A 24,598-nucleotide genomic window follows, 5' to 3' on the forward strand; every position below is an offset into this window, starting at 1 on the left:
TACTACTTGGACCGCGCTAGAGCAGTGAGGTCCTTATCCTGATTTTTCGGTTTGGGTTAGCCAAGCTGTGATTGAATAAGAGATACGATTATGTCTGATCCTATGCAAAACGTAAGTGCATCTTTCCCACGTGTATTTGGTTATGAGCCCACTCATCATATTCAAGCACCTGGTCGTGTTAATCTGATTGGTGAACACACGGATTACAATGATGGCTTTGTACTACCATGCGCGATTAATTATCAAACTGTGGTAGCGGCTAAACAGCGTGATGACCGACTTGTTCGTGTTGTCGCTTGTGATTACCAAGATGCACAAGATGAATTCTCACTTGATGCGCCAATTGAATTTGTTGCTGACAAAATGTGGGCCAATTACATCCGTGGTGTTGTGAAATGTTTGCTGCAACGGGGTTTCGAGTTTGGTGGCGTTGATATTGCTGTTTCTGGCAATGTGCCTCAAGGTGCAGGTTTAAGTTCGTCTGCTGCATTGGAGGTGGTGATAGGTCAAACGTTTAAAACACTATACAACTTAGAAATATCGCAAGCCGAAATCGCGTTGAATGGACAACAAGCTGAAAACGAATTTGTTGGCTGTAATTGTGGGATTATGGATCAATTGATTTCAGCACAAGGCCAAGATAATCATGCTTTGTTGATCGATTGCCGCAGTTTAGAGTGTCAGCCGGTCTCAATGCCTGAAGATATGGCGGTTGTGATCATTAACTCCAACAAACAACGCGGTTTGGTCGATAGTGAATATAATACTCGTCGTCAGCAGTGCGAAGAAGCGGCTCAGATCTTTGGAGTTAAAGCATTACGTGATGTGACCATTGAACAATTTGTAGCAAAACAAAATGAGTTGTCTCCTGATGTGGCTAAGCGTGCTCGCCATGTGATTACCGAAAATACGCGTACTGTTGAAGCGGCAAAAGCGTTGGAAGAGGGGAACATCACCCTATTAGCACAGCTTATGGAACAATCTCATAACTCAATGCGTGATGATTTTGAAATCACGGTTAAAGAGATCGATACCCTCGTTGATATCGTGAAAGACGTTGTCGGTGAACAGGGTGGTGTACGTATGACTGGCGGCGGTTTTGGTGGTTGTGTGGTATCACTGGTTCCACCACAGTTAGTTGATGCAGTAAAACAAGCCATTGCTGAACAATATGAAGCCAAAACGGGATTAAAAGAAACCATTTACGTTTGTCATGCCACTGACGGCGCAAGCGTTGTCGCTTGATAGGTGAATTAACTAAAAAGCTGGCGCGAGCCAGCTTTTTTAGTTTAGGCGAGTGATAACCGATAGTTAGTCACAAACATCCCCTGTCACACTTGATGCGCTGCCTTCACCGTTGCCGATAAAGCCAACTTCTACGGTAGCATTGGGTTCAATAGTGGCATTCCAACTCAGGTTTGTCGCACTGTATGAGCCGGTTAGGGTGGCGCCCCAGCTTTGAGTGATGGTAGTGCCGTCAGAATAAGACCAGTTGACATTCCAACCGTCTATCGCGGTATCACTGTTATTCGTTATACGGATAGCGCCTTGGAATCCGCCTTGCCACGAAGAGGTAATCACATGCTCGCAAGTAACGGATCCTGTCGATGTTGAACTGGAGTCACTACTGCTGTCAGAAGTTGATGTGTCTGTGCTTGTTGAGTCGTCAGATGATGTAGATGAATCTGACTCACTGCTATCATCGCTTGTAGCAACACTCGTGCCCCAATTGGAAATGATATTTTTAACATAGGTACCCGAAGCGGTGAGATCGCTTGCTGACCAATTCCCAGTTGCACTTGCCCCTGAGTTGATAATGGATGCGCCTTCATCCTTATCGCTCACCGCCCAGTTAACATTGGTGATGTTATTGGTTTGCAGAAAATCCATCCAACTGTCGACACTGTCTTCTGCCACATCGCCATTACCATCTGAATTGACAGCTCCCCATTCCGTGACCATAAGAGGAATGCCATTGTTCAGTGCAGTCGATGCTTTATCTCTCAGTGACTGACCATGAGTTCCTGCATAAAAGTGGAGAGAATAGGCAATATTGGTTCCATCGATAGGGTCTTGTGATGCGACGTCCACATCTTGAGACCAATTTGGGGTTCCGACGACAATTAAATTGTCTGAATCGATAGCGCGAATTGCAGCAATCACGTCTTCTGCATAGGGTTTGATAACGTTTGACCAGCTAACTGCCAAAGGCTCGTTATATATTTCATAAATAACGTTAGTTTTGTCGCCATATAATGTCGCCATTTTTTGGAAAAAAGCGATAGCTGAGGCTTCTTTATCTTCACCGTGGTGCGTATGGAAATCGATAATAACGTACATATCATTGGCGATAGCAGCATCGATAACGGTTTCCGCTCTGGTTAAGTTACCTGATGGGTCGTCAATATAAGAGCCACTGTTATCTGCACCGACAGCAACGCGCACGATGGTTGAACCCCAGTCATCTTTTAGCCATTTAACAACACTGGCGTTGTACATTTTCTCCTGACCCCATCCCGTATTACTCCAGAAGAAACTATTGCCCGCAAAACTTGTGGCCTCGCCGCCACTAAGGATTTGATTTCCGCTCACTGTAAGCGCGGGAACACTTGCTAGCGCAGTGCTGCTGGCAAGTGCTAAAGCTAATGTTATTGTTGTTAGTTTGATTCGTTTCATCTCAATACCCGTGTATATGTAAAAGTTTGTCAATATGCATATAGTAAGGTATGAGATGAGGTTGAATTATTGATTGATTTGATGAATGGAAGCTACTGCCCAGATTGAGTGATAAGTGATAAATAGCTTGGAAGTAAAGATTCACTTTAACCAGAAATGACATATTTCTGGTTGAAGAATGAAAAATGCTCAGCGCTGGTGGTTGGGTTTATGGTGAAAAGCGACTTGAAGTCACCATTACTCGTAATACTGGACGCCAATTTCAATCGGCTCTCGACCATTTTTTTGGCGCCATGTATTCGTATCACGCAGAGAATAGGCGCAGCCGCAATACTCTTGCTGATAAAAGCGCTCTCGTTTTGCTATCTCTACCATGCGACTTGCCCCTCCTTTTTTACGCCAGTTAAAGGTCCAGTAATTAAGGTTAGGGTAGGGAGCTGCTGCGCGAAGGCCACAATCATTGATTTGATCCATATTTTTCCATCGAGAGATACCCAAACAGCTCGTAAAGGTATCAAAACCATGTTCATGTGCATAAAGCGCTGTGCGTTCAAAACGCATGTCAAAGCACTCAGTGCAGCGTTCTCCTCGCTCAGGCTCCCATTCTAGTCCTTTTACTCGATCAAACCAGTTGCGTACATCGTAGTCCGCATCAATAAATGGGACGCCAAGTTTTTCAGCAAATCGAATATTTTCCTCTTTGCGGATTAAATACTCTTTTTTTGGATGTATGTTGGGGTTGTAGAAGAAAATCGTAAACTCAATGCCAGCGTTCGCCATGCGCTCCATCACATCTCCTGAGCACGGAGCGCAGCATGAATGTAACAATACATGGTTCGATGATGTTGGAGTTTCAAGAACTATTGCTTCTTTAGCCATGGGGCCTCTTAAGATTATCTGGATAGGTGTAGCACGTAAAATATGCCATTAGTTTATTATGAAACTGATTTGTTAAAAACTTGTTTTTCACTATATATGCGCACGTTGAAATAAAAATGGTGAATTGTTAATGACACCTGTTGATCTTTTCTTTACATTAATTATTCAATTAATTGAATAGGATGGTGAGTGTGTTTAGTCATGTCATGGTGGGGTCAGATGATCTTGCACAATCAAAAATATTTTATGATGCGATAATGCAAGTCATTGGTTATAACGCGGGCATTTATGATCCGAAAGGTCGTTGCATGTACATAAGTGAAAACGGCGTTTTAGGTGTTACGAAACCAATCAACGGTGAGCCAACCAGTGTCGGTAATGGTATGACTGTTGGTTTTAAAGTGGCAAGTCCAGAGCTGGTCGATCAATGGCATGCCGCAGGTGTAGCTAATGGTGGCATGGCAATAGAAAACCCTCCAGGTATTAGAGGGGAAGGGAATAACCAAAAATACGTGGCTTATTTAAGAGACCCTTTTGGTAATAAATTATGTGCGGTTTATTTTGTCAAATAAGTGTGGTGAGTAACACCATGCGTAAATGAGCTGGAAAATAAAAATTCATATATTTATCAATAATATAGGGTTAAATAAGCTATTGCCGTATTAAGTATTTTATGCTGTGAAACAAGTGGTAATATCTATTCAATGGTATCGCATGCGATAGTCACTGATTCTTCACTTATTTCGGTTTACATCATTATCTAATCTAACACTTTGTGTAGGCATTTAGTATGGAAAGTTCTAAACAGCAGTTTTGGCTGGGGTTGGCATTAAGCTGTACGACGGCTTTATTTTGGGGAATGATTCCCATTGCTTTGAAATTATCGAGTGGTTTCGCTGATCCAGTTACGCTGACTTGGTCTCGTTTCACTTTTGCCGCTATTGTTGTGTTTGTATGGCAATGGCAACATGGTCGGCTGTATGAATTCCGCCAGTTAAATCGAAAAGAGTGGCTGCGCCTGTTTGCTGCTGGATGCTTTTTGATCATCAATTACACGACATTTGCTTGGGGAGTGACTTTTTTACGCCCTGAAGTCGCCCAACTGGGAATGCAAATATCACCGGTATTCATGGCCTTAGGTGGACTGCTATTTTTGAAAGAGCAGGTCTCATGGCAACAATGGGCTTGTTTTGGTCTATTAATTTTGGGGCTTTTGGTATTTTTTCATCCAGTATTGACTGGTGATTATCATGGTGATGTTCATACCTTAGTCACCGGTTTAATCATCATATTTATCTCTGCGTTTTCGTGGTGTATTTATGCATTGACGCAAAAAACACTGTTTAAAAAACTAAGTTCATCCAATATCTTATTAATGATTTATATTCTTGCAACCGTTGTTATGGCACCGTTCAGCTCACCGATGTTGTTAACAACAATGAGTTCGAACGACACTTGGGTGATGCTATTTTGTTGTATCAATACCGTGGTGGCATATGGCGCCTTTACCCAAGCAATGCGCTATTGGGAAACGGTACAAGTCAGCGCAGTTATTGCTGTTGTTCCCGTCGTAGTATTTGTTTTAACTGAACTTTGTGTTGTGTTTGGTTTGTGGAGTTCGATTATTAGCGAATCTCATGTTGATTGGTTAAGTATGGCTGGAATGTTTATGGTTGTTGGTTCGGCAATCTCTGTGCAGGTCGTGAGTGCTCGAGCAAACCGAAAGCGGCGACAAAAATTGGAGCAACAACACTCTGCCCAACTTCATGCTGCTTAAGGTGTTGCATGTAGCGCGACTGAAATAGGTATTAACCCAGCTGCGTTATTAATCCACACTACGTTGGTGAACTTAAAAATGTTTCCTTTAACGGTCACGTTAAAGGAAGTCGGGCTGCTCCGTTGTATTTGAACATTAGGGGTTGAGGTAATGAGAAACGGAGATGTGAGCTCTTGGTCTTTATCTACCACATAAAAATCATAACGAAAGCCTGATGTTGCGTTAGCGCTATTTTCGCGATATCCCACCAAATAGATTTGGTTTGAGAGGGGGATATCTAATACTTTCTTGTCCAGATTGACTGAGGGCTCAAAGATAAAAATGAGCCCTTGATACAGAGTCATACCAATAAGAATTAAGATAACAGCTTTAGCAGCGTTCATGTCCCTTCTTCAATCAATAGTACAAAATGGAAGATTGATGTATCTTGTTAATTTGACCAATTTTATTAGAAAAATCAACAAGAAATGCCCCCCTAAGATTATAAATCCAGTTTAGGGGGAGGAGCGAATAGAGTGACGAAAAGGTCAAATTATGCGCTTTTCTTTACCATGATATCGAGTATCTGAACATCGGTTTGAGTCATTGATCCATTGGCTAGTGCAGAAAGGTTGCGAATGGAGTGATCGACATCGTTAGCCACTATACCTTCATTTCCGGTTACGCGAATACCGTCAAGCGCCATCAGCGCTGCTTTTACTGCTGCACTGGCAGAGGACGAAACCTTCATAGAACAACTGGTTTTGGCACCATCACAGATAATGCCTGCAATGTCGCCAATCATGCTGTTAATTGTATGGCTGATTTGCTCTAAAGTACCGCCCAATAAATAGGTAATACCAGCCGCAGCCCCCATTGCAGCTGTGGTCGCGCCACACAATGCAGACAGTTTATTTTGATGGCTCTTTATGTAAATAGCCATCAGGTGGGCGAGAATTAACGCACGTATACTTTGTTCGCGACTTGCTTTTACAAATTCGGCTGTGACGACGACAGGCATGGTGGCGGCAATACCTTGGTTCCCCGATCCTGAATTACTCATTGCAGGTTTCATTGCACCATCCATTCGAGCATCAGAAGCGGCAGAGGTTCGTGCCAAAATATCAGTGAGTAATCCTCCTGATAATAGCCCGCGAGATACGTTTCTCTGAAAGGTCGCACCAATTTGTAATCCATAAGGCTTTGCTAGCCCCTCTTGTGATAAAGCATCATTTAACTGCTGAGCTTGTTCGATAAATTCAATATCATCGAGTGGCGCGTTGAGTGCAAAATCATAGATATCTTTTGTTGTGAGCGAATGCAAGATAGAAGTTGATAAGGTAGCCTGGCCCAACTCAGTTGGGGAGTGGAGTTGAACCGGGCTAAATTGGTAGGTAGTTAAACCATTTTCGACAATCGACATCACTTGAGTATGGCTGTCAGCAATCGTGACTGTCACACAATCTTGGCCGTCACTCACTTGAACTTTGGCGTAAATAATATTGGTCACTTTTGCAACATTGATTGTTACTGCTTTAGCATCGAGTAGTTGTTTAGCTTGAGTGACATCTTGAGGGGTGACATCGGCCAGTACTTCTAATCCTGCTTTGGGATTACCAGCGAGGGCGCCGATTGCTGCTGCAATAGGTAAACCAACCATTCCTGTGCCTGGAATACCGACGCCCATACCATTTTTCATTAGGTTAGGTGAAACTGACACACTGATATGTGTTGGTTGATGTGTTAGCTTTTCACTGGCAATCGCGGCAGCCAAAGCAACCGATACGGGCTCAGTGCAACCCAGCGCGGGCACGACTTCCTGTTTAATCAGTGCAATTAATGTTGAGTAATTATCGGGTTGCATAGTATTTCCTTATTAATCTCTTTGTCTGCATTACTAACTATGCTGGTTACTATATAGAGGTTTGCTGAGAAAAATTTCACCTTATTTTTACTAAAATCCATATGAGTAGAAAATATTTCTCCTAAACTATATTTAAAGGCAAAAATAACCTAACTGTGTCGTTGTTTCGACTCATCTTTCGTATTTACCGTGTGCGCGCAATAAATCGAGTGCAATAAGTTGCCTTTGGGGCAGATTATTGCTCGATGGGCAAATTCTTGCTTAGGTATTTGCTACGAAGTCTCGCCATAATAAAGGATTCTAAACGGTGTGAATCTTGCATCGATGATTGGCGTTTCAACAATAAATATGAATAGAACGCGATTTACCACAGACAATAACAAAGGAGTCAGTATGCCTAGTGCAGCACGAGTTGGAGATATTGATACTGGTCACGGCTGTTTTCCACCAACGGCAGTTACCGCAGGCAGCGGTGATGTGTTCATTAACGGTATCGCTTCGGTGAGAGTTGGTGATCCTCTACAGATGCATGCTTGTCCCTGTCCAACGATGCCGCATGGTGCTCATGGGCGCAGTATGGCTGCCGGGTCGTCTACCGTTAAGATTAACGGCTTAGCAGCGGTTCGTGTCGGGGATGCCGTTGACTGTGGTGGAACTATCGCCGTGGGTTCTGGAAACGTTAATATCGGTTAACCCTATTCAGTTTATCGACTCATTTTCTAGCCAGTGCCACTTCATGAGGTACTGGCTTTTCTTTGAGGTAAACCAATCTTAAACGATGGTTTTTACAGATTCACGTTTGACCATAGTCGGTGAATAGCGAGTAGATATGTCGGGATCGATGGCTTCACTGCGGGAGAGTTGCAACGCTAATAAAGCGGCTTTTTCAGCCATCATAGCGATAGGATAACGGACCGTCGTTAAACGTGGTTTTACATAGCGAGCGATCAAACCATCGTCGAAACCCACAATAGAGATTTCATCGGGGGCGGGAATGCCATTTTCATCCAGAGTGGATAATGCTCCGGCTGCCATATAATCGTTATAGCCAACTACGCCGGTAATCGGAATCGATTTAGTCAGCAAGTTCGTCATTGCCTGTTCACCGCCTTCTAGGCTCGGCGCGCCATAATCAACATAATCTTCAGATAAACTAATATTGTTATCGGCGAGAGCACATTTATAGCCATCAATCCGTTGTTTCACATCTTCAATTGGATGATTAGATGCAATACAGGCAATGTTTTTGTGCCCGTTACGAATCAAAAATTCTGTCGCTAAGTAGGCACCTTTAAAATTGTCGAGAGAAATACACCGCTGCGCGATTTCTGGAATGTGGCGATTGATCAGTACCATGCCTTTAGCTTCGTTAGCAAATTCAATCAGTTCTTGGTCTGACAGCGCTTTGGAGTGGATGACCAGAGCATCGCAGCGATTGTTAATCAACAGCTCTATCGCTTGTCTTTCGCCTTCCTCTGAGTGGTAGCCATTGCCAATAAGTACGTGTTTGCCGTTATCATGGGCGACGGTATCCACTGCTTTGACTAAGGTACCGAAAAAAGGGTCTGATACATCAGACACAAGAACACCGATTGTTTGTGTGCTCTGACTGACGAGGGCTCTTGCTGCAGCGTTGGGACGATAGCCCAGTTCATTCATCGCCTTGGTCACTGCGTCGATAGAGGAAGTACTGGCCTTGGGAGATTTGTTGATTACACGTGATACAGTCGCAACTGACACGCCTGCCGCCTTTGCGACATCTTTAATAGTTGCCATGGCACCTAACTTACACTGTCCTTTAATGAATTAGAATTAAACACTTTTCAACGAATTAAGGCAAATTTGATGCGTCAAATCTGGTCATGTATCAAACTGAAATTACACCATTTTTGTTTTTGAATTTACTTCTACGATCGCTGTTTTAATTTCATACCTTCCACAGCGATAAGAATGTTTTCCAAGTCTCCGGCATGATCATTAATGTTTGTCATAATCTTTAATGGATTAGCAATCTCTTATCAATGGGTTGTGCAATCTATGTTATCAAAATGTGGTGCATATAGCCTGTTCAAAGGTTGAGTGGTTATGGAAGATTGTTTTCTTATATCACATTGCTATAAGTATTTTATTGCTCAATATTTTACCTATGTCGAACGTCACTAGAGTCGGAGACAGCATGGATAAGCAAAGTAAAATACGTGCCACTTTTGATTACACAAGTTTCTTAGGGGCTTCATGTACGAAGAAACTGACCTTCGCAGAAGTTCTTGGATCTTTTTCTCCTATGGCCGGAGAAGCTCTAAAAGGAGCGATAGGTAAAGAGAAAAGTGCAGAAGAGCGCCTATGGGATATTGCAATGGATCGTTTATCTAGCCGTCGTAGTGATGAATCTAACCTAATCAATTTGATTCGGTTTGCTCATAAAGAAGGAATCGATGAGATACGTCTAATCATGCCTTATGCACTAGAAGAAGGGCAGATCAAAGTCATTGAGCAAAAAGCCCAAGCCCTTTTCCATGGGAATGGGTCTGAAGAGTTTATTATTGAATTACTCCCTCATTGCGCAGAAGCGCACTGAGCAGGGTGAGGAAACACCGTTCAGGGGTTAAGTTTTAAACCCGCTAGTTGCCTAAGGGCAAATACATTTTCTATGAATCCAGAAATATACCGGTAAATTGATATAAAACTGAAAACGGAGCATTTAAGCTCCGTTTATTGTTACTGTATGCAAGAAAGGTTACTTGGCAATTAAACCGTATTCTTTATCCAGCACATCAATAATTTCTTGTTTAGGATTGTCGCTCAGTTTTACAGGGTGACCGATGATCTTCTCTGCTATACCAAGGTAAGTTCTACTGATATCCATTAGTGATTCTAACGGTAATGCGTTGTCGCGAGCTAATGCTTCACGTTCTGGCATACGTTCTTTGTTAAGTAGAATATCTGGATCTGGGAAGTAGTTTAATAGGAACTGACGGAAACCTTCTTTTGAGTTTTCCACAATATTTCCAGATTTATACTCGGCTTCATCCCAAATACGCGATGAATCGGGTGTCCCAACTTCATCCATATAAATCAGTTTTTCTTGACCCTTAGCGTCTGTGACATAGCCAAACTCAAACTTAGTATCAACGAAAATTTGGCCGATGGCGGCGAGGGCGTCACTAATAACACCGAAACCTTGCTTGAGTAGTTTTTCGTAGAGGTCAATGTCGTTAGCATTACTGAAGTTAAAGTCTGCGAAGTTATCTTCCAAATTTTGTCGAGTAATATTAACGTCATCCGCTTCTGGAACGCCTGGAATGCCACGCAGAATCCCTTTTGTTGATGGGGTAATTAGGGTTTCTGGTAGACGAGAGTCTTTCTGTAATCCTTCCGGTAATTGGATACCACAGAACTCGCGTTCGCCTTTAGCATAAGCGCGCCACATTGAGCCTGTGATATATTGGCGGCAAATTGCTTCCACTTTGACTGGTTTTGCTTTTTGCACAATCCAAACAAACGGATGTGGAATATCAAGGATATGGCTATCAGCCAAACCATTTTCTTTAAATAAATTGAACCAGTGATTTGAGATTGCGTTAAGTGCAGCACCTTTACCTGGTACACCGTTTAAACCACCTTCAGCATGCCATACACAATCAAATGCGGAAATACGGTCACTGATCACCATGATTGCTAACGGAGCATCGGCAGCAACATCATAACCTTTTTCTTCAATTAGGCGGCGGCTGTCTTCTTCTGTAAGCCAGTAAACTGACCTAACTTTGCCAGAGTGAACAGGTTGATTAGTACGAATTGGGAGGTCGTCGTTGACGGCAAGGACTTGATCTGCAAGGCTCATTTAGACATTCCTATCTTATTTCAAACGTCGTTGAGAAGAGAGATATCAAACGGTGAGATATCGATTACTCGGAGCATAATACCAGAACTTTTCTATGTCGCCAGAGAAAAAGCAAACGTTTGCTTTAAATGTGGTTATTTTGCGCCAATAAGCAGAAATTTAGCAAAAGAAGTGCGACCAACTGGCAGAAAATTGGTCGCACCGTCAATGCAAGAAAGAGAATTTAGTGGACTGCATTGATAGTTGAACACTCAAAAAAGACCGCGCAGTGATGTTGCTGCCCTAATTTAATCAATAATTTTTGATTCGTTGGACTAATGTTATTTGAAGCGACAACTGCACTTGCATTACCGCTTTGAATCGCCTGAATTGCAATGTCGAGTTCACTACGGTATTGAGATGGTTTCATATGAATAATTCGGTCACATTGAATGTGATAAGCGGCCAACTCTTGATATTTAGGTCGCTGGCATTCTGCTGTGTAAAGAATCCATTGCTGTTGATTAGATAGATTTGCTAGACGTAACATCATGTCCGTAGATTCATTTGCCTGCATAAAACTTGAATGAGGAAAACGGTGTTGAGCAAATGAGTTAAATCGGTTGTTTGAGTAAAGCATTATACTGTCCTTTCATACATGCTGTATGTGTATACAGTATATCTGTACAGTGGTTTAATCAAGTACTGATTGTGGTTTTTTTGGTCATTTTTTGCTTATTAATGTATTGTTTATCGCTAAATTTTTGAAAATTATAAGGTTTTTTTAATCGAAGGAGCTTCGGTTTTTGTGACAGAGTTTACTCAGTGCATGTTGATGAAGCTCTGAATCCTGTACCTGCGGTTATTGGGATATATAAGTTGCACTGGCTAGAGAGAGCACGCTAATTGATATAAAAACAGCGCCCTAGTGGCGCTGAATATATTTATGAGGCGGATGGAGGTGTCACTTGCGCTAGTTTTTGCCGATAGGCCATTTCTTCTAAATTGTATTGTCGAATATCCATGCGTGCGTGTTCATCACATGAATGACAAGCATAATAGGCTTTTCCATCGAAGTATTCGTGTTTTGTTAATAAACCTGAACGTTTACACCAATCACAAACCCCATGTTTCGATGTCATTTTTTCTTCCGCCTTTGAGTGAGATATTGAGCTACTAGACACACAGCCTAAAGTGGCACAATTGTATGACAATGCGGTAAAAAATCGCTTCCTCTTAAGAGTTATTTTTTCTGAGAGGCAACCACTATCTTCATTGCATTATTTAAACGCTTCATTTCCTCTTCGCTACCTTTCATATCTGGATGATATATTTTCGATAATTGTTTGTAGCGTATCTTGAGCGCTTTTTCATTAGGGATTTCATTTGGAGAAAAGCCAAGTACCGCGCAGGCCAGGGCAAGTTTCTGGTTGGCTGGCGCTGGTGGAGGGGGCGGGGCTGATTTAGGCGTTTGCGCCAATTGGGTTTGCAGCTTTTGATTTTCGCCTTGAAGCCGTTTCACTTCACGAAAAATCGTTTCCAATTGTTTTTTCTGCCTTTTAAGCAACAGTTGTTGATCATTTACCTTTTTATTCTGTGATTGCTTTTCAGTGTGCTCAGCTTGTAACTGTAATGCACGCTGTTGTTTTTTACGTCGTAGCCAAACAATGACACCAACCATGATGCAGATAAAGACACCAAGCAAAATATAATCTTTGGCCGCATGACCATTGTCTTGATTTGCAGAATGTGCCGTAGGTTCATTATCGACCGTTTGGCTTGGCTCGTTTGATGGCTCCGCATCAGAAACCGCTTGCTCTAATTGGTTGATGGAAGCCACTTGCCTCGCGCGCTGCGCGTTAAATTTATCTTCTAGTAGTTGATCATATTGGGCCTGCGCTTTGGGGTCGTTCGCACTGGCGATATGTAACCATAACTGAGCAAGGTTTTGTGCATTGACTGAGCGGTTTTTCAGAGCTTGATAATATTGACCAAGAGCGGTCTGGGCTTGAGGTGATCCTGTAAGCGCAAGTTTTGTAAGCCAGTACAATCCTTGTTGAGGATCTTTATTTGTACCGAGGCCATTTAGGTATGCATCGGCTACTTGACCCATTGCTTTACTATTTCCCGCTTGTGCCGCTTTTTCAAACCAGTATAAGGCTTCAGCAAGATCGCGAGTTGTGGTTTTACCTTGTTGATATTCTAGCGCTAATGCATATTGCGCTTGGACGTTATTGGCCTGTGCTTGGGTGATGAGGGTATTAATGTTGTCAGCATGAGTAACAAAACTTGCTAATACACTTAGCAGAATAAAAAATCGCAACACAGTGTAACCGTTCCCTGCCAGAGTTGAGAGTGTAGTATGTGCTGGTTAACCCGCCCGTTGAGAAATTCGAGAGTGTCTTTATGCAATAAGTTTTGCATTATTTGGTCAGCACGAAGTGAAAGAATAGTGGCAAATGGTGTGGATTACCACACCACTTTTCGCTATTTGGGTATAAGAGTAGGAGTGAAAGTAAAGTTTTATGCTCTTATTTCAATAGTTTTGGTGCTTGAGCTCCGTCAATCGGGCGGCTAACGGAAACTCGGCGTCCTTTTTTTAACCCTACTTCATAATCGTCGGTCAGGTTTTTAATCGCTTCTTGCATTTGCTTCTTGAACGTTTCACGATCGAGGTTCTCAAACTCTTTATCAATATAGTTATTAATTTTATTTGCCGATTCCTCATCAGGGGTGATTTCTGGCAGCTTCTCAAGTGCACCTTCAATCCAACCGGAAACAAAAGAGTTCACTCGGCGAGTCACTTCGTTGCTCGACGTGCCTGAACCTGCGAAACTGTTGCGGAATTGGCCCGTTTGTTCGTTAAGTTCGCGATAGATGATATCGAATGCGAATGCAGCAAAAATAGCTCTGTCGGCCTCACCAATAAACTCAACACGTTTTAAACCTTTGTGATTGAGTAAAACCGCTTCAACACCAAATTTAGTGTTTATTCCGCGAATAATACGCAGAATGCTTGAGCCAATATTTGCTGGAAGCAAATGAGTGGATTGGGTTTTCCCCATCTTGATAAATTCGATATCGTCCTTATCAAGACCGTACTTAATCATCAAGCGGTGTGCCATTTTAATAGCATTCGCCGCTTCATTGACGTTGGCTGAGTTTCCTAACTCAAGACACTTCGCAATTTTCTTGAGAGCTTTTTGTTTATCCATGGGCATGCAGAAAAACGTTTTATGGCATTTGGAAAAGTCGGCTATTCTAGCGTTTTTTGACAAAAATAGAAAGAGAGAAGGCCGTCCTTAATGGTGTGACGGCCGGATTTATTGCATAAGAATAGAATATTAGATACCAAGCTCATCAAGAAGGTCTGAATTAGAATCTTGATCGTTGTCTTGATTTACATCTGATTTGTCAGCTGACATTTTTTGGCGTGCTTCTTCTAAAATGGCATCTGGACTTTCATCTTCTTGAACTTCAAATTCTTCTAATTGAATAAACTCGGTTTTGTCCATCGCGAGTTCGAGGTAGAATATGTTGTTATTCTGAGTTGAGAAGGTGACTCGACGCGCTTGAGGACGGTCAAGGTTGGTATCGACCGACAGGTTCACTTGCTTGTTCAAGGCCAGCATTTTCGGTTGGTTTTGAGTAATGTTGGTTTGGAGTTCTTTACGGACTTTATTGGTAAAATCACCAACTAGCTGGTTCATGAGCTCCCCAAGCACATCACCAACTTCGTCAGACGTATGAAGAACGGCCAATTCTTCTTCAGGAATACCCATGTTGATCATGTAACTTGAGTACAGTTCCATCGCCGCTTTAGCGGTGAAGTTAATCACTACTAGGCCGGAAAAACCACCATCAAACAGAACAAAGCAGCCAAAGTCTGGTTTAAGGGAGGTTTTACTGATTTTCTGTACCATTGCTGAATAGGTGACATTTTCATTGGTCGCTGAACTCAGTACAGTTGAAACGGATTGGCAAAGTTTCAATAAAATATCTTCGGTAGTAATGGTCTTGTTTTTTCTCATTATTTTAATCCGTCAATAGAGATTGTGATTAGAAGCGAAAAATAGACAACATGTTTGCACATAAATTTTCGATTCAATGCATTCTGTCATTCAGATACTGTTTTGAACACCTTTTTAAATGTTGTAAAGTGACCAAACTCAAAGATTAATTCTAAAAATTAACCCAAATCCCATGGCTGATTGGATCAGCGCAGTAGGGGCAGGAAGCACATGTTACCAAGACTTCACCACCAATCTGATATAGACCCAGTCGTACTTAGTTATTTGCACGAACTGGAAGCTGCCGGCTTTACTGGCGATATTGAAACTCAATATTCCAGTCGTTTTGCTGTTGCAACAGACAATAGCGTTTATCAACAACTACCACAGGCCGTCGTTCATCCTCGAACTACCGAAGATGTTTCTCTCATAGGAAAGATTAGTTCAAAACCGCAATTTGAGAGAGTGACTTTTTCACCACGTGGCGGTGGTACGGGCACCAATGGCCAGTCGCTGACCAAGGGTATCGTAGTTGATTTATCGCGCCATATGAACAAAGTTCTTGAAATAAATGAAAAAGAAGGCTGGGTTCGTGTGCAATCAGGGGTCATTAAAGACCAATTAAATGACGCTGTGCGTCCTTACGGATATTTTTTCTCTCCTGATCTTTCTACCAGTAACCGCGCAACGCTTGGCGGTATGGTCAATACCGATGCGTCAGGGCAAGGCTCGTTAAAATATGGCAAAACATCAAACCATGTATTGTCTTTGCAAGCCGTATTTGCTGATGGTTCATTGCTAGAAAGCGATTTGTCTGCGGGGCAGCCTGAGGTTGGCTCATATGCTGAAAAAGCACTGCAAGTAACAGAACAAGTTTGCCGTGATAAGCGCCAACAAATTCTCGATAAATTTCCACCGTTAAACCGTTTCTTGACCGGTTACGATTTAAAAAATGCGATTACTGATGACGATGAATTCGACATTACGCGAGTACTTTGTGGTGCGGAAGGGTCATTAGCGTTCATTACTGAAGCCAAATTAAATTTAACCCCGATCCCTAAAGCTCGCACATTGGTCAACATCAAATACGACAGTTTCGATTCTGCCTTAAGAAACGCGCCGTTAATGGTTGAAGCTCAAGCACTTTCGGTTGAAACAGTCGATTCAAAAGTACTCAATTTAGCGAAACAAGATATCGTTTGGCATAGTGTGCGAGATTTAATTACTGATGTCCCTGGGAAAGAGATGCAGGGGATTAACATCGTTGAATTTGCTGACCAAGACCAAGCAACGGTTGATGGCTTAGTTGCTTCACTCGTGGAACGCCTTGATGAGACCCTGAGTAAGGGTGAAGCGGGCATTATCGGTTTTCAAGTGTGTACTGACTTAGCGAGCATTAACCGTATTTACGGCATGCGCAAAAAAGCGGTGGGTTTATTAGGTGCAGCGAAGGGCCGAGCTAAACCTATTCCATTTACTGAAGATACTTGTGTTCCTCCAGAGAACCTTGCTGACTATATTGCCGAATTCCGCGCTCTATTAGATTCTAAAGGGTTGGCTTACGGTATGTTCGGTCACGTTGATGCGGGTGTTCTGCACGTGCGTCCTGCATTGGATATGTGCGATCCCGATCAAGAACGTATGATGCTTGAAGTGTCAGATGAAGTCGTTAAGTTAGTCGCCAAATATGGTGGTTTAATGTGGGGTGAGCACGGTAAAGGTTACCGCTCAGAATATAGCCCAGCTTTCTTTGGTGAAGAACTGTTTGCTGAGCTGCGCCGAGTTAAAGCCGCATTTGACCCACATAATAAAATGAATCCGGGTAAAATTTGTACGCCACTTGAGTCTAATGATGAATTGGTAAAAGTTGCCAGTGTGACGCGTGGTTATTACGACCGCCAAATTGATGTACAAGTTCGCGATAGTTTTAAACAAGCGATGGAATGTAACGGTAATGGGCTGTGCTTTAACTACGACACCGCATCGCCAATGTGTCCATCGATGAAGATTTTAGCTGACCGTCGTCACTCACCAAAGGGTCGCGCAGGGCTTGTGAGAGAATGGTTGCGTCAGTTAACCGAGCAAGGCGTTGATATTATGAGCCTTGAGCAGGAAACCTATCAAAGTAAAGCGTCGCTTAAAGGGTTAATTGATCGAGTTCGCAATCGTATCAATCAGCGCCATGAGTATGACTTCTCTCATGAAGTTTATGAAGCTATGAACGGTTGTTTGGCATGTAAAGCCTGCGCAAGCCAATGCCCAATCAAAGTGGATGTACCTAGTTTCCGTTCGCGTTTCTTAAATATCTATCACAGTCGCTACCAGCGTCCAATGAAAGACTATTTGGTCGCGAACATCGAAACCATGTTGCCATTAATGGCCAAGGTGCCAAAAGTGGTGAACACGATGTTGGCACAAGGCTGGGTTAAAAACATGACGGCTTCAACGGTAGGATATGTAGACGCGCCGTTGCTATCAGTACCAACACTGGCTAAACGAATCCGTCGTCATCCGATTGAACCATTTGATATGCAGCGTTTATTCTCGTTACCAGAGGAAGAGCGTGCGCAATACACCATTATTGTTCAAGACCCTTTCACTAGCTATTACGAAGCGGACGTGGTTGAAGATTTTATTTCGTTACTGATTAAGCTCGGTAAAAAACCGGTACTTTTACCATTTAAACCTAATGGTAAAGCGCAACATATTAAAGGGTTCTTAAAACAGTTTAAATCGACGGCTGAAACCGCAGCTGATTTCTTAAATCAGGTTGCGAAGTTAGGTATTCCAATGGTTGGCGTTGACCCTGCGTTGGTGCTTTGTTACCGAGATGAATATGTTGAATTGCTTGGTGATAATCTGGGAGATTTTAACGTATTATTGGTACATGAATGGTTACTACCGCGCTTGTCTGAATTTGAACAGAAAACGGCAACAGACGATTCGCCGTGGTACTTATTTGGTCACTGTACCGAGAAGACGAAATTGCCTAATACCGAAAAAGAGTGGGGGGCTATATTTACCCACTTTGGCGCAACATTGCAGTCAGTCCCTGTTGGGTGTTGCGGTATGGCGGGCACATTTGGTCATGAAGTCGATAAGCTGCAGATGTCGAAAGATATCTATGCATTAAGTTGGAAGCCAAATCTTGATAAGTTACCAATGGATCGCTGTTTAATCTCAGGGTACAGCTGCCGAAGCCAAGTGAAACGCTTTGAGCACGTTAAGCCTAAGCACCCATTACAGGCTCTATTAACGTTATTGTAGTGTCAGTAGTCGAACATTAGGTTCGTTTATCGATTCTAGCGCTGAGCCCTCTTTTATGAGGGCTTTTTTACGCACAATAGTTGTTTGGCTATACCCAAATGAACTCAAGATGCAGGATTCAGAGCTTCATCAATGAGCCTAGGTCAAGCTCAATCACGGCAGGAATGGTCATTCCCTTTTCACGTTATATACTTATCCTTATGTGGCTATCAGTGAAATAAGGGAAGTGGGGATGCAACCTCGCCATTTAGAACTCAAAATTCCACCTGTGGTGTTGTTTATGATTGCTTTAGTGGCAATGTATGCTTGTATCACGCTATTGCCACAGATGGTGATTCGTTGGCCATTTCCCCGAATAGGGTTTGCTCTATGTTTTATACTATCGGGATTTTTCGGTTTAGCCGGCGTTGCGGGGTTTCGTCGAGCAAAAACCACGGTGAATCCCGCGAAACCAGATCAGTCATCCTGCATTGTGGCGAGCGGTGTATTTCGTCTTTCTCGAAACCCTATGTATTTAGGGTTAACGTTTTTGCTGATAGGGACTGGATACTACCTACAAAATATTATGGCTTTCGTAGTGGTGTGGGCATTCATCGTTTATCTCAATCATTTCCAGATAAAACCAGAAGAGCGCATTTTAGAGGGTAGGTTTGGAGATGAGTATCGCCGCTATAAGCAAGAGGTTAGGCGTTGGCTGTAATGCCTTTCTATTATCAAATCATTCTTGCTGGTAAAAACTTCCCGTAATGGCGTTAGAGTAGGGCTGAGTTACGCAAGCAAAAACAAAAAAGCTCGGAATACCGAGCTTTTTATAACAAGGTTATCGCTTAATACACTAAGCCGCACAATGCTCAGCTAAGAAGGCATCTTTACGCTCATTGAAGCGGGTAACTAAATCATCGATATCTTCTTGGCTGTATGGTTTTAAACCACTTGCTACCATGCGTTTTACGCCGGTACCAACCACAATGCCGTCTTCTTTAAAGGCAAAGTTCAACGTTACTACGCCACGTTTACCTTGGACATCGAATGTCGCACCTTTGAATTCAACTTCTGGATGAGTAAGGTCGAGACGCTCAAATTCAACTTCCATGCTTTCATAAATCACTAAAGGACGTTGGCAGTTGATCATCATCTGCTTTTCTTCCATTAGCGGCACCATAATGTGCGGGAAGTTCATGCCTGAGAACTGCACGTAATTTGTGACTACATGCTCAATGAAATCTGCGTTGTGGCTCGTTTCACCGGAGCGATTAAGATGAAGGTATTCTTTACCAGCATCATCAACGACAGCACTTTCGCCTTCTGCACGGTTATCGATGTGTAGCAATACTCCATCGCTGACCATACCAGCAAAATCAAAACGCATTTTTTGGCTGATCCCTTCCTGCGAAAGCAATACGGCAAAAAGAAGATCGCCAGGCACGCAGAAGCGTTTGCTATCTTCGTCATGGATAGGGTTGTAATCGCCTGCCACTTTTTTAGCAAAGTGACTCGCTTGCTGGCGAGTGAATTGAATTTGTGAATCTTTGGATGAAAAATATGGAGTTAAAAACATAATTTACGCTACGTCACCAAAACTGTGACGCATTATAAACGACTCTTGGATAAAATTGGTCTATCCAGTGAAAAAAAACACCATATTCTTCAGGTGATTTCCCATGTTTGTTACCAAATGTGTCATTTATTGTAATGAAATTACATTAATTGATAGATGATTTTTTATGGTTGCTGAGAATTGATAGTTTTTGGTGATTGCCGTTGGTCGGCTGAGTCAATGAAAAAGCCAACCGGGTGGTTGGCTTTTATCAATCAATCACGCTTCCAGAGCATATGACAAGACTTTTGATCTGGGTCGCGGCTTAAGAGCATTCGGGCAAAAATATCATCAAGGACATCATTGCTCTCGTTCACTAAGCCGATACATACCTCAGCATAAATTTCTTTGTCGACTTCAAATCCAACTTGTTCCTCCCAGTCATCACCGACTTCAACCACTTCCGCTGCACCGCGGTCGTCGAATTGAGCCGTAAACAGCAATACATCTGCTGGTTCTAAGTTATCTGGCGCCATTTCAAGAAAAATGTCGTAAGCGGTTTCGATAATATCGTCGTAAGAAATTAAATCAGTCATTTGTCTATTATGCTCGGCTCATGAATTTACGTTCAGCAGTGTTGATAGAAACACGTTCGCCTGTTGCGATGTATTCTGGTACTTGTACGACTAGGCCTGTTGCGAAATGTGCAGGTTTAGTACGAGCAGACGCAGATGCGCCTTTAATTGATGGGTCTGTTTCTTCAATCACAAGTTCAACAGAAGCAGGTAATTCAAGTGCCACTGATTTACCGTCAACCAGTACCACTGATAAGCCTTGAATTTCTTCAGTAATGAAAAGAAGTTCATCAGCAATGTCAGCCGATTTGAAGTTGAATTGAGTGTAGTCTTCATTGTCCATGAAGATATGCTCGTCACCATCAACGTAAGAGAAAGAAACCTGGCGTTTGTTCATATCCACTGTATCTAAGAAATCGTCGGATTTGTAGCGTTCATCGACGCGTGCACCTGTTTCTAGATCAGTACAACGAAGTTTGTAAATTTTTGAACCGCCACGGCCACCAGGAGTGGTGACTTCGATATCTTTGATAAGTAGTGTTTTGCCATTAGAGATGATTGCAAAACCTTTTTTTAGTTCACTTGCCTTAGGCATGGAAATCTTCCTTCATTCTTAAAGTCGTTGCATTATAACTAAGGTTGAGGCGGAAAAAAATCCACTGAACGATGATTTATCTCTTTATGCTGTTGCAAACTTAGTCAATTAGAGGTGGCCCACAAGAGAAATATTGATTCAGTTGCAGCAATCAACGACTATATAACGGTATTAAGTGTCCATAGGAGCAACTTCGTTTATGCCATTGAGTGTTTTAACTGCTGATCAACCGTTTCAAACTCAATATGCAGCGCCTATCGGGGAAATGATTAAGTTCTTTCGGGCGAGTATTGGTGACAATCTCCATAGCCTGTATTTGTATGGCAGTGTTGCTCGTTGTCATGCTAAGCCAGGTTACTCGAATCTGGATGTGATTATCGTAACCAAACAGCCGTTCGAGGATAACCGAGTCACATTGGTTAATACTCTTCGTTATCGCTACCAGCGCCGTTACCCATTTATTACCAATATCAATATAAAAACAGGTTTAGCAAAAGATATCGCTTCGTTAGACAGCCTATTTTCTTGGGGTTTTTTGCTCCGACACTGCGCTGTCTGTGTGTATGGTGATGATCTGGGGGAATGTTTTGGGGATTACGAACCTAGTTGGGAAATTGCCAAATATTGGAATATGGATGTGGGCTATAAGGTTGCTTACTACCGAGCCAAAATAGCCAAAGCTCAACGTGGCGATGAACAGATTCGCGCTCAAATGGAAGTGGGTAAAAAACTATTACGAGCCAGTTATTCTCTAGTGATGTACCGTGATAAACAGTGGTTTGATGATCCTGTTGAGTGTGGCAAACAGTTCCTGCGCTATTTTCCGGAAAAAGAAAAAGAAATTGAGCGATTAGGTATCTTATTAAAAGGAAAAATCATCCCCAAACGCTCGGTGGTTGGTTTGCTAGACAGCTTTGGCCCTTGGTTGGCTAAGCAGTATGAAAAGACCGAATTTAGAATCGGGTAACATTAAAATAACCCCAGCTGTGGCGCGTTAAGATCGTTAAATTGCATACCAATAAATGGTAATATTGCGTCGGCGACGGGTTTTAATTGTTTGTCGATGTAATGGTCGTAATCAATTGGGCTTTGGCGGTACTCTTTAGGCTCCGGCCCATTAACCGTAATGAGGTATTCAATCACGCCACGATTTTGATACTGCAATGGGCGTCCTAACTTTTCATTCATTGCATCGGCCATTCGCGCCGCTCTTACTTGTGGCGGTACATTTTTTTGATATTCATGCAGTTTTCGGCGTAGTCGTTTTTGGTACACCAATTCCTCATCTAATTCGCCACTCAATGTTTGTTCGACAATATTCCGTACATATTCATCAGGGCGCTCACCATGAAATACCATGCGATAGAGCTCTTTTTGAAAACGTTGGGATAGGGCAGTCCAATCAGTACGAACACTCTCTAGGCCTTTGAAAACCATCGATTCATGTTCACCCGTACCAATTAAACCTGCGTAACGTTTTTTGGATCCTGTTTCTGCGCCGCGGATGGTTGGCATCAAGAACTTCCGATAGTGAGTTTCATACTCAATTTCTAACATGGAATTAAGACGAAATGCTTGTTGTAAATGCTGTTTCCACCAGTCATTAATTAGGGTGACTAACGATTTCCCCACTTCGTCAGCTTGTTGTTGTGAGTACTCACCACCCAAAGAAACGAAGGTAGAATCGGTATCACCGTAAATGACTTGATACCCTTGGCCTTCAATCAACTTTTTAGTTTGCTTCATGATCTCATGACCACGCATGGTGATACTTGACGCTAAACGTGTATCAAAAAAACGGCAACCTGATGATCCTAGTACGCCATAAAACGAGTTCATGATGATTTTTATCGCCTGAGAAAACGCTTTTTCGTTATCTCGCTTAGCCTGATCACGTGCAGCCCATAACTGTTCGATCATTTGGGGCAAAAAGTGCTTGGTGCGATGAAACTGTCCACCACGAAACCCCGGAACCGCCTGATTATCTTCATTGCCGATTTCTTGTTTTAAGCCTTCAATGAGACCTAATGGATCGATCAGAAAAGAGCGGATAATTGAAGGATACAGGCTCTTAAAATCAAGTACTAATACGGAATTATACAGTCCTGGGATTGAATCCATTACGTAGCCACCTGGGCTCGCAAACCAGTTCTCTGAATGTAGATTAGGCGCAACGTAACCAGCGCGATGTAACTGAGGTAGATAAAGGTTAGTAAATGCCGCCACTGAACCACCAACACGGTCTAATTCCAAGCCGGTTAAACGCGAACGTTGAATAGCAAATTCCAATAGATGAGTCTGTTTAAAAATACGATTAACCAAAATACAATCTTGCAAATTATATTTCGCTAGAGACGGTTTATCATGCGCGTACATCTGGTTAATTTCATCCATGCGGTCATGGACATTATGAATGGCTTTGCCTTCGCCAAGTAATTCTTGAGAAACAGATTCAAGAGACCAAGAACGGAAGTGATAAGTGGCGGTTTTCAGAGTATCAATACCATCAAGTACCACACGACCTGGTATGGTGATGAATCCTTGCTGAGTCTGATTAGCACTACGAAAGTAGCTACTTTGTCCGCCGCGGCCCAGCATCAGTTTTAAGTTATGCCATTGGGCTCGTTTATGTAGCAGGCGAAAATCAAAATCAATGACGTTCCATCCAATGACGACATCGGGATCAAAGGCTTGAAACCAATTAATCAGGGAAAGCAACAGAGCTCGCTCGTCGTTGACCCATTCGATATTTGTCTCTGAGGGCTCAGGTGTACCAATCATGATCACGCGACTATCCATTGGGCTATCAAGACCAATCGAATACAAAATACCTTTTTCCGAGCACTCTAAATCGAGAGACACAATATTGAGATTAGGAACGTAATCGCCTTTACGAATTCTAGCCTGTTCTACTTTTCGATAATCTGGGTAAACGTGAGAGTGTCCGGTAAATTCAACGCTACCTTGAATAAAGCGTTCCATCAAAAATCGATCAGCTAACTTAATATCGGTTTCCAGTACCAATATCGATCGTTCAACAAATGCCTTTTGTAATCCAAACGACGCTTGAATGGTTGAAGTATAAACGGCGACTAAGGCTTGGTTTTCAAAAGTATGCAATGGTAATGAGCGACATTCTGCCAAGATATTCAATTGATTTACAATGCCTTGCGCTTGTTCTAAGTCGTCTTGCAGAATAAAAAATACTGGTTTTTCACCACGAATAATGAGCTGAGTCGGACCTTGTTCTGTCGCGAGCCAAAGGTCAATTTGAGTTTGCCCTCGTACATCACGAGCTTGGCGAGTCAGTAAGAATCCAGATTGCAGAGTCAAATTAATATCCGTGGTGTGGTAAATCAGCCCATTTTAGGCGATAAAGTTCATTTTTACCCTTAATCATAACAAATATGGTTTTTTGGTACTGGTTAAATTTCATGAACGGTTATTTCGCATTGCGCCTGCTATTGGTGGGACACTGCTTCATTAATATTAGGTATCACTATTATGTGATTTACTGATAAATGAGATTTTTAGTTAAAAGCGCTAATTCGTGATAATAAGTGCTTGCGAAACTTTGCGTTTAAGCACATATTCGTACGAAGCAAAATGAATTTAT

At 42.4% G+C, this 24,598-nt stretch carries 23 protein-coding genes; 8 read left to right on the forward strand and 15 right to left on the reverse strand.

The features are described 5' to 3' along the window. The first annotated feature begins 90 nt into the window (after window positions 1–90). Window positions 91–1,245, forward strand: a complete 1,155-nt coding sequence (gene galK, locus F9817_RS10835) for a galactokinase (protein ID WP_161155390.1) — start codon at window positions 91–93, stop codon at window positions 1,243–1,245. A 66-nt stretch (window positions 1,246–1,311) separates the two neighbouring features. Here the strand turns inward: galK and F9817_RS10840 are convergent, their stop codons facing one another. Both F9817_RS10840 and F9817_RS10845 read right to left on the reverse strand, forming a co-directional pair. Then, the gene (locus F9817_RS10840; RefSeq protein WP_161155392.1) at window positions 1,312–2,676 is read right to left on the reverse strand and encodes a cellulase family glycosylhydrolase; all 1,365 of its coding nucleotides are present in this window, start codon (window positions 2,674–2,676) and stop codon (window positions 1,312–1,314) included. 237 nt (window positions 2,677–2,913) lie between these two features. Further along, entirely contained in the window at window positions 2,914–3,555 is a 642-nt protein-coding gene (locus F9817_RS10845; protein WP_161155394.1) for an epoxyqueuosine reductase QueH, read from the reverse strand. Window positions 3,556–3,746: 191 nt separating this feature from the next. Between F9817_RS10845 and F9817_RS10850 the strand changes: the two genes are divergently transcribed. Together F9817_RS10850 and F9817_RS10855 are read left to right on the forward strand one after the other, a co-directional pair. Next, window positions 3,747–4,127 carry a VOC family protein gene (locus tag F9817_RS10850; protein WP_161155396.1) on the forward strand — a complete coding sequence of 127 codons (381 nt, stop codon included), beginning with the start codon at window positions 3,747–3,749 and terminating at the stop codon, window positions 4,125–4,127. Window positions 4,128–4,345: 218 nt separating this feature from the next. Then, the gene (locus F9817_RS10855; protein WP_161155398.1) at window positions 4,346–5,332 is read left to right on the forward strand and encodes a DMT family transporter; all 987 of its coding nucleotides are present in this window, start codon (window positions 4,346–4,348) and stop codon (window positions 5,330–5,332) included. On the opposite strand, the gene F9817_RS10860 is transcribed toward F9817_RS10855, so the two are convergent. Both F9817_RS10860 and F9817_RS10865 read right to left on the reverse strand, forming a co-directional pair. Further along, complete coding sequence (locus F9817_RS10860; RefSeq protein WP_161155400.1) at window positions 5,329–5,715, reverse strand: hypothetical protein; 387 nt, start codon at window positions 5,713–5,715, stop codon at window positions 5,329–5,331. The genes F9817_RS10855 and F9817_RS10860 overlap by 4 nt on opposite strands. Before the next feature lie 149 nt (window positions 5,716–5,864). Continuing rightward, window positions 5,865–7,175 (reverse strand): L-cysteine desulfidase family protein, encoded by a 1,311-nt coding sequence (locus F9817_RS10865; protein ID WP_161155402.1) that lies wholly within the window; start codon window positions 7,173–7,175, stop codon window positions 5,865–5,867. A gap of 393 nt (window positions 7,176–7,568) precedes the next feature. Between F9817_RS10865 and F9817_RS10870 the strand changes: the two genes are divergently transcribed. Then, the gene (locus F9817_RS10870) at window positions 7,569–7,868 is read left to right on the forward strand and encodes a PAAR domain-containing protein (protein ID WP_161155404.1); all 300 of its coding nucleotides are present in this window, start codon (window positions 7,569–7,571) and stop codon (window positions 7,866–7,868) included. Between the two features lie 78 nt (window positions 7,869–7,946). Here F9817_RS10870 and F9817_RS10875 read toward each other — a convergent pair whose 3' ends face one another. Continuing rightward, window positions 7,947–8,951, reverse strand: coding sequence for a substrate-binding domain-containing protein (locus tag F9817_RS10875; protein ID WP_161155407.1), 1,005 nt, complete (start codon window positions 8,949–8,951; stop codon window positions 7,947–7,949). Between the two features lie 400 nt (window positions 8,952–9,351). On the opposite strand from F9817_RS10875, the gene F9817_RS10880 reads away from it, so the two are divergent. Beyond that, entirely contained in the window at window positions 9,352–9,753 is a 402-nt protein-coding gene (locus F9817_RS10880) for a transporter (RefSeq protein WP_161155409.1), read from the forward strand. 159 nt (window positions 9,754–9,912) lie between these two features. On the opposite strand, the gene F9817_RS10885 is transcribed toward F9817_RS10880, so the two are convergent. The 6 genes from F9817_RS10885 to F9817_RS10910 all read right to left on the reverse strand — a co-directional run bounded on the left by F9817_RS10885 (window position 9,913) and on the right by F9817_RS10910 (window position 15,029). Continuing rightward, window positions 9,913–11,019: a phosphoribosylaminoimidazolesuccinocarboxamide synthase gene (locus tag F9817_RS10885; protein ID WP_161155411.1), complete on the reverse strand. Its 1,107-nt coding sequence runs from the start codon at window positions 11,017–11,019 to the stop codon at window positions 9,913–9,915. 223 nt (window positions 11,020–11,242) lie between these two features. Then, the gene (locus F9817_RS10890) at window positions 11,243–11,638 is read right to left on the reverse strand and encodes a hypothetical protein (RefSeq protein WP_161155413.1); all 396 of its coding nucleotides are present in this window, start codon (window positions 11,636–11,638) and stop codon (window positions 11,243–11,245) included. A 304-nt stretch (window positions 11,639–11,942) separates the two neighbouring features. Further along, window positions 11,943–12,140 carry a hypothetical protein gene (locus tag F9817_RS10895; protein ID WP_161155415.1) on the reverse strand — a complete coding sequence of 66 codons (198 nt, stop codon included), beginning with the start codon at window positions 12,138–12,140 and terminating at the stop codon, window positions 11,943–11,945. A gap of 101 nt (window positions 12,141–12,241) precedes the next feature. Continuing rightward, on the reverse strand, window positions 12,242–13,324 hold the full coding sequence (locus F9817_RS10900) for a J domain-containing protein (protein WP_161155417.1): 1,083 nt from the start codon (window positions 13,322–13,324) through the stop codon (window positions 12,242–12,244). 205 nt (window positions 13,325–13,529) lie between these two features. Continuing rightward, complete coding sequence (locus F9817_RS10905; RefSeq protein ID WP_161155419.1) at window positions 13,530–14,213, reverse strand: DUF2786 domain-containing protein; 684 nt, start codon at window positions 14,211–14,213, stop codon at window positions 13,530–13,532. 129 nt (window positions 14,214–14,342) lie between these two features. Continuing rightward, window positions 14,343–15,029 carry a DUF3334 family protein gene (locus tag F9817_RS10910; protein ID WP_161155422.1) on the reverse strand — a complete coding sequence of 229 codons (687 nt, stop codon included), beginning with the start codon at window positions 15,027–15,029 and terminating at the stop codon, window positions 14,343–14,345. A 210-nt stretch (window positions 15,030–15,239) separates the two neighbouring features. Here F9817_RS10910 and ydiJ point away from each other — a divergent pair, with 210 nt between their 5' ends. Together ydiJ and F9817_RS10920 are read left to right on the forward strand one after the other, a co-directional pair. Next, window positions 15,240–18,275: a D-2-hydroxyglutarate dehydrogenase YdiJ gene (gene ydiJ / locus F9817_RS10915; protein WP_161155424.1), complete on the forward strand. Its 3,036-nt coding sequence runs from the start codon at window positions 15,240–15,242 to the stop codon at window positions 18,273–18,275. 232 nt (window positions 18,276–18,507) lie between these two features. Further along, window positions 18,508–18,975: a methyltransferase family protein gene (locus F9817_RS10920; protein WP_161155426.1), complete on the forward strand. Its 468-nt coding sequence runs from the start codon at window positions 18,508–18,510 to the stop codon at window positions 18,973–18,975. A 135-nt stretch (window positions 18,976–19,110) separates the two neighbouring features. Here F9817_RS10920 and F9817_RS10925 read toward each other — a convergent pair whose 3' ends face one another. From F9817_RS10925 to yeiP, 3 genes are all read right to left on the reverse strand, one after another. After that, window positions 19,111–19,833: a DUF3581 domain-containing protein gene (locus F9817_RS10925; RefSeq protein ID WP_161155428.1), complete on the reverse strand. Its 723-nt coding sequence runs from the start codon at window positions 19,831–19,833 to the stop codon at window positions 19,111–19,113. A gap of 254 nt (window positions 19,834–20,087) precedes the next feature. Then, on the reverse strand, window positions 20,088–20,408 hold the full coding sequence (locus F9817_RS10930) for an HI1450 family dsDNA-mimic protein (RefSeq protein ID WP_161155430.1): 321 nt from the start codon (window positions 20,406–20,408) through the stop codon (window positions 20,088–20,090). 7 nt (window positions 20,409–20,415) lie between these two features. Further along, window positions 20,416–20,982 (reverse strand): elongation factor P-like protein YeiP, encoded by a 567-nt coding sequence (gene yeiP, locus F9817_RS10935; protein ID WP_161155431.1) that lies wholly within the window; start codon window positions 20,980–20,982, stop codon window positions 20,416–20,418. A gap of 199 nt (window positions 20,983–21,181) precedes the next feature. On the opposite strand from yeiP, the gene F9817_RS10940 reads away from it, so the two are divergent. Continuing rightward, window positions 21,182–21,949 (forward strand): nucleotidyltransferase domain-containing protein, encoded by a 768-nt coding sequence (locus F9817_RS10940; protein ID WP_161155433.1) that lies wholly within the window; start codon window positions 21,182–21,184, stop codon window positions 21,947–21,949. Window positions 21,950–21,951: 2 nt separating this feature from the next. Here F9817_RS10940 and F9817_RS10945 read toward each other — a convergent pair whose 3' ends face one another. Further along, complete coding sequence (locus F9817_RS10945) at window positions 21,952–24,315, reverse strand: DNA polymerase II (protein WP_161155435.1); 2,364 nt, start codon at window positions 24,313–24,315, stop codon at window positions 21,952–21,954. Window positions 24,316–24,598 lie beyond the last annotated feature (283 nt).

The organism is Vibrio eleionomae (assembly GCF_009874545.1).
GTDB lineage: Bacteria > Pseudomonadota > Gammaproteobacteria > Enterobacterales > Vibrionaceae > Vibrio > Vibrio nitrifigilis.

Bases quoted from the DNA above. Each gene is read 5' to 3' on its own strand.
- F9817_RS10870 (WP_161155404.1), top strand. From the start codon at position 7,569: ATGCCTAGTGCAGCACGAGTTGGAGATATTGATACTGGTCACGGCTGT.
- F9817_RS10845 (WP_161155394.1), bottom strand. From the start codon at position 3,555: ATGGCTAAAGAAGCAATAGTTCTTGAAACTCCAACATCATCGAACCAT.
- F9817_RS10840 (WP_161155392.1), bottom strand. From the start codon at position 2,676: ATGAAACGAATCAAACTAACAACAATAACATTAGCTTTAGCACTTGCC.
- F9817_RS10885 (WP_161155411.1), bottom strand. From the start codon at position 11,019: ATGAGCCTTGCAGATCAAGTCCTTGCCGTCAACGACGACCTCCCAATT.
- F9817_RS10905 (WP_161155419.1), bottom strand. From the start codon at position 14,213: ATGGATAAACAAAAAGCTCTCAAGAAAATTGCGAAGTGTCTTGAGTTA.
- F9817_RS10930 (WP_161155430.1), bottom strand. From the start codon at position 20,408: ATGACTGATTTAATTTCTTACGACGATATTATCGAAACCGCTTACGAC.
- F9817_RS10895 (WP_161155415.1), bottom strand. From the start codon at position 12,140: ATGACATCGAAACATGGGGTTTGTGATTGGTGTAAACGTTCAGGTTTA.
- F9817_RS10925 (WP_161155428.1), bottom strand. From the start codon at position 19,833: ATGTTTTTAACTCCATATTTTTCATCCAAAGATTCACAAATTCAATTC.
- F9817_RS10875 (WP_161155407.1), bottom strand. From the start codon at position 8,951: ATGGCAACTATTAAAGATGTCGCAAAGGCGGCAGGCGTGTCAGTTGCG.
- F9817_RS10940 (WP_161155433.1), top strand. From the start codon at position 21,182: ATGCCATTGAGTGTTTTAACTGCTGATCAACCGTTTCAAACTCAATAT.
- F9817_RS10920 (WP_161155426.1), top strand. From the start codon at position 18,508: ATGCAACCTCGCCATTTAGAACTCAAAATTCCACCTGTGGTGTTGTTT.
- F9817_RS10910 (WP_161155422.1), bottom strand. From the start codon at position 15,029: ATGAGAAAAAACAAGACCATTACTACCGAAGATATTTTATTGAAACTT.
- F9817_RS10890 (WP_161155413.1), bottom strand. From the start codon at position 11,638: ATGCTTTACTCAAACAACCGATTTAACTCATTTGCTCAACACCGTTTT.
- yeiP (WP_161155431.1), bottom strand. From the start codon at position 20,982: ATGCCTAAGGCAAGTGAACTAAAAAAAGGTTTTGCAATCATCTCTAAT.
- ydiJ (WP_161155424.1), top strand. From the start codon at position 15,240: ATGTTACCAAGACTTCACCACCAATCTGATATAGACCCAGTCGTACTT.
- F9817_RS10865 (WP_161155402.1), bottom strand. From the start codon at position 7,175: ATGCAACCCGATAATTACTCAACATTAATTGCACTGATTAAACAGGAA.
- F9817_RS10855 (WP_161155398.1), top strand. From the start codon at position 4,346: ATGGAAAGTTCTAAACAGCAGTTTTGGCTGGGGTTGGCATTAAGCTGT.
- F9817_RS10880 (WP_161155409.1), top strand. From the start codon at position 9,352: ATGGATAAGCAAAGTAAAATACGTGCCACTTTTGATTACACAAGTTTC.
- F9817_RS10860 (WP_161155400.1), bottom strand. From the start codon at position 5,715: ATGAACGCTGCTAAAGCTGTTATCTTAATTCTTATTGGTATGACTCTG.
- galK (WP_161155390.1), top strand. From the start codon at position 91: ATGTCTGATCCTATGCAAAACGTAAGTGCATCTTTCCCACGTGTATTT.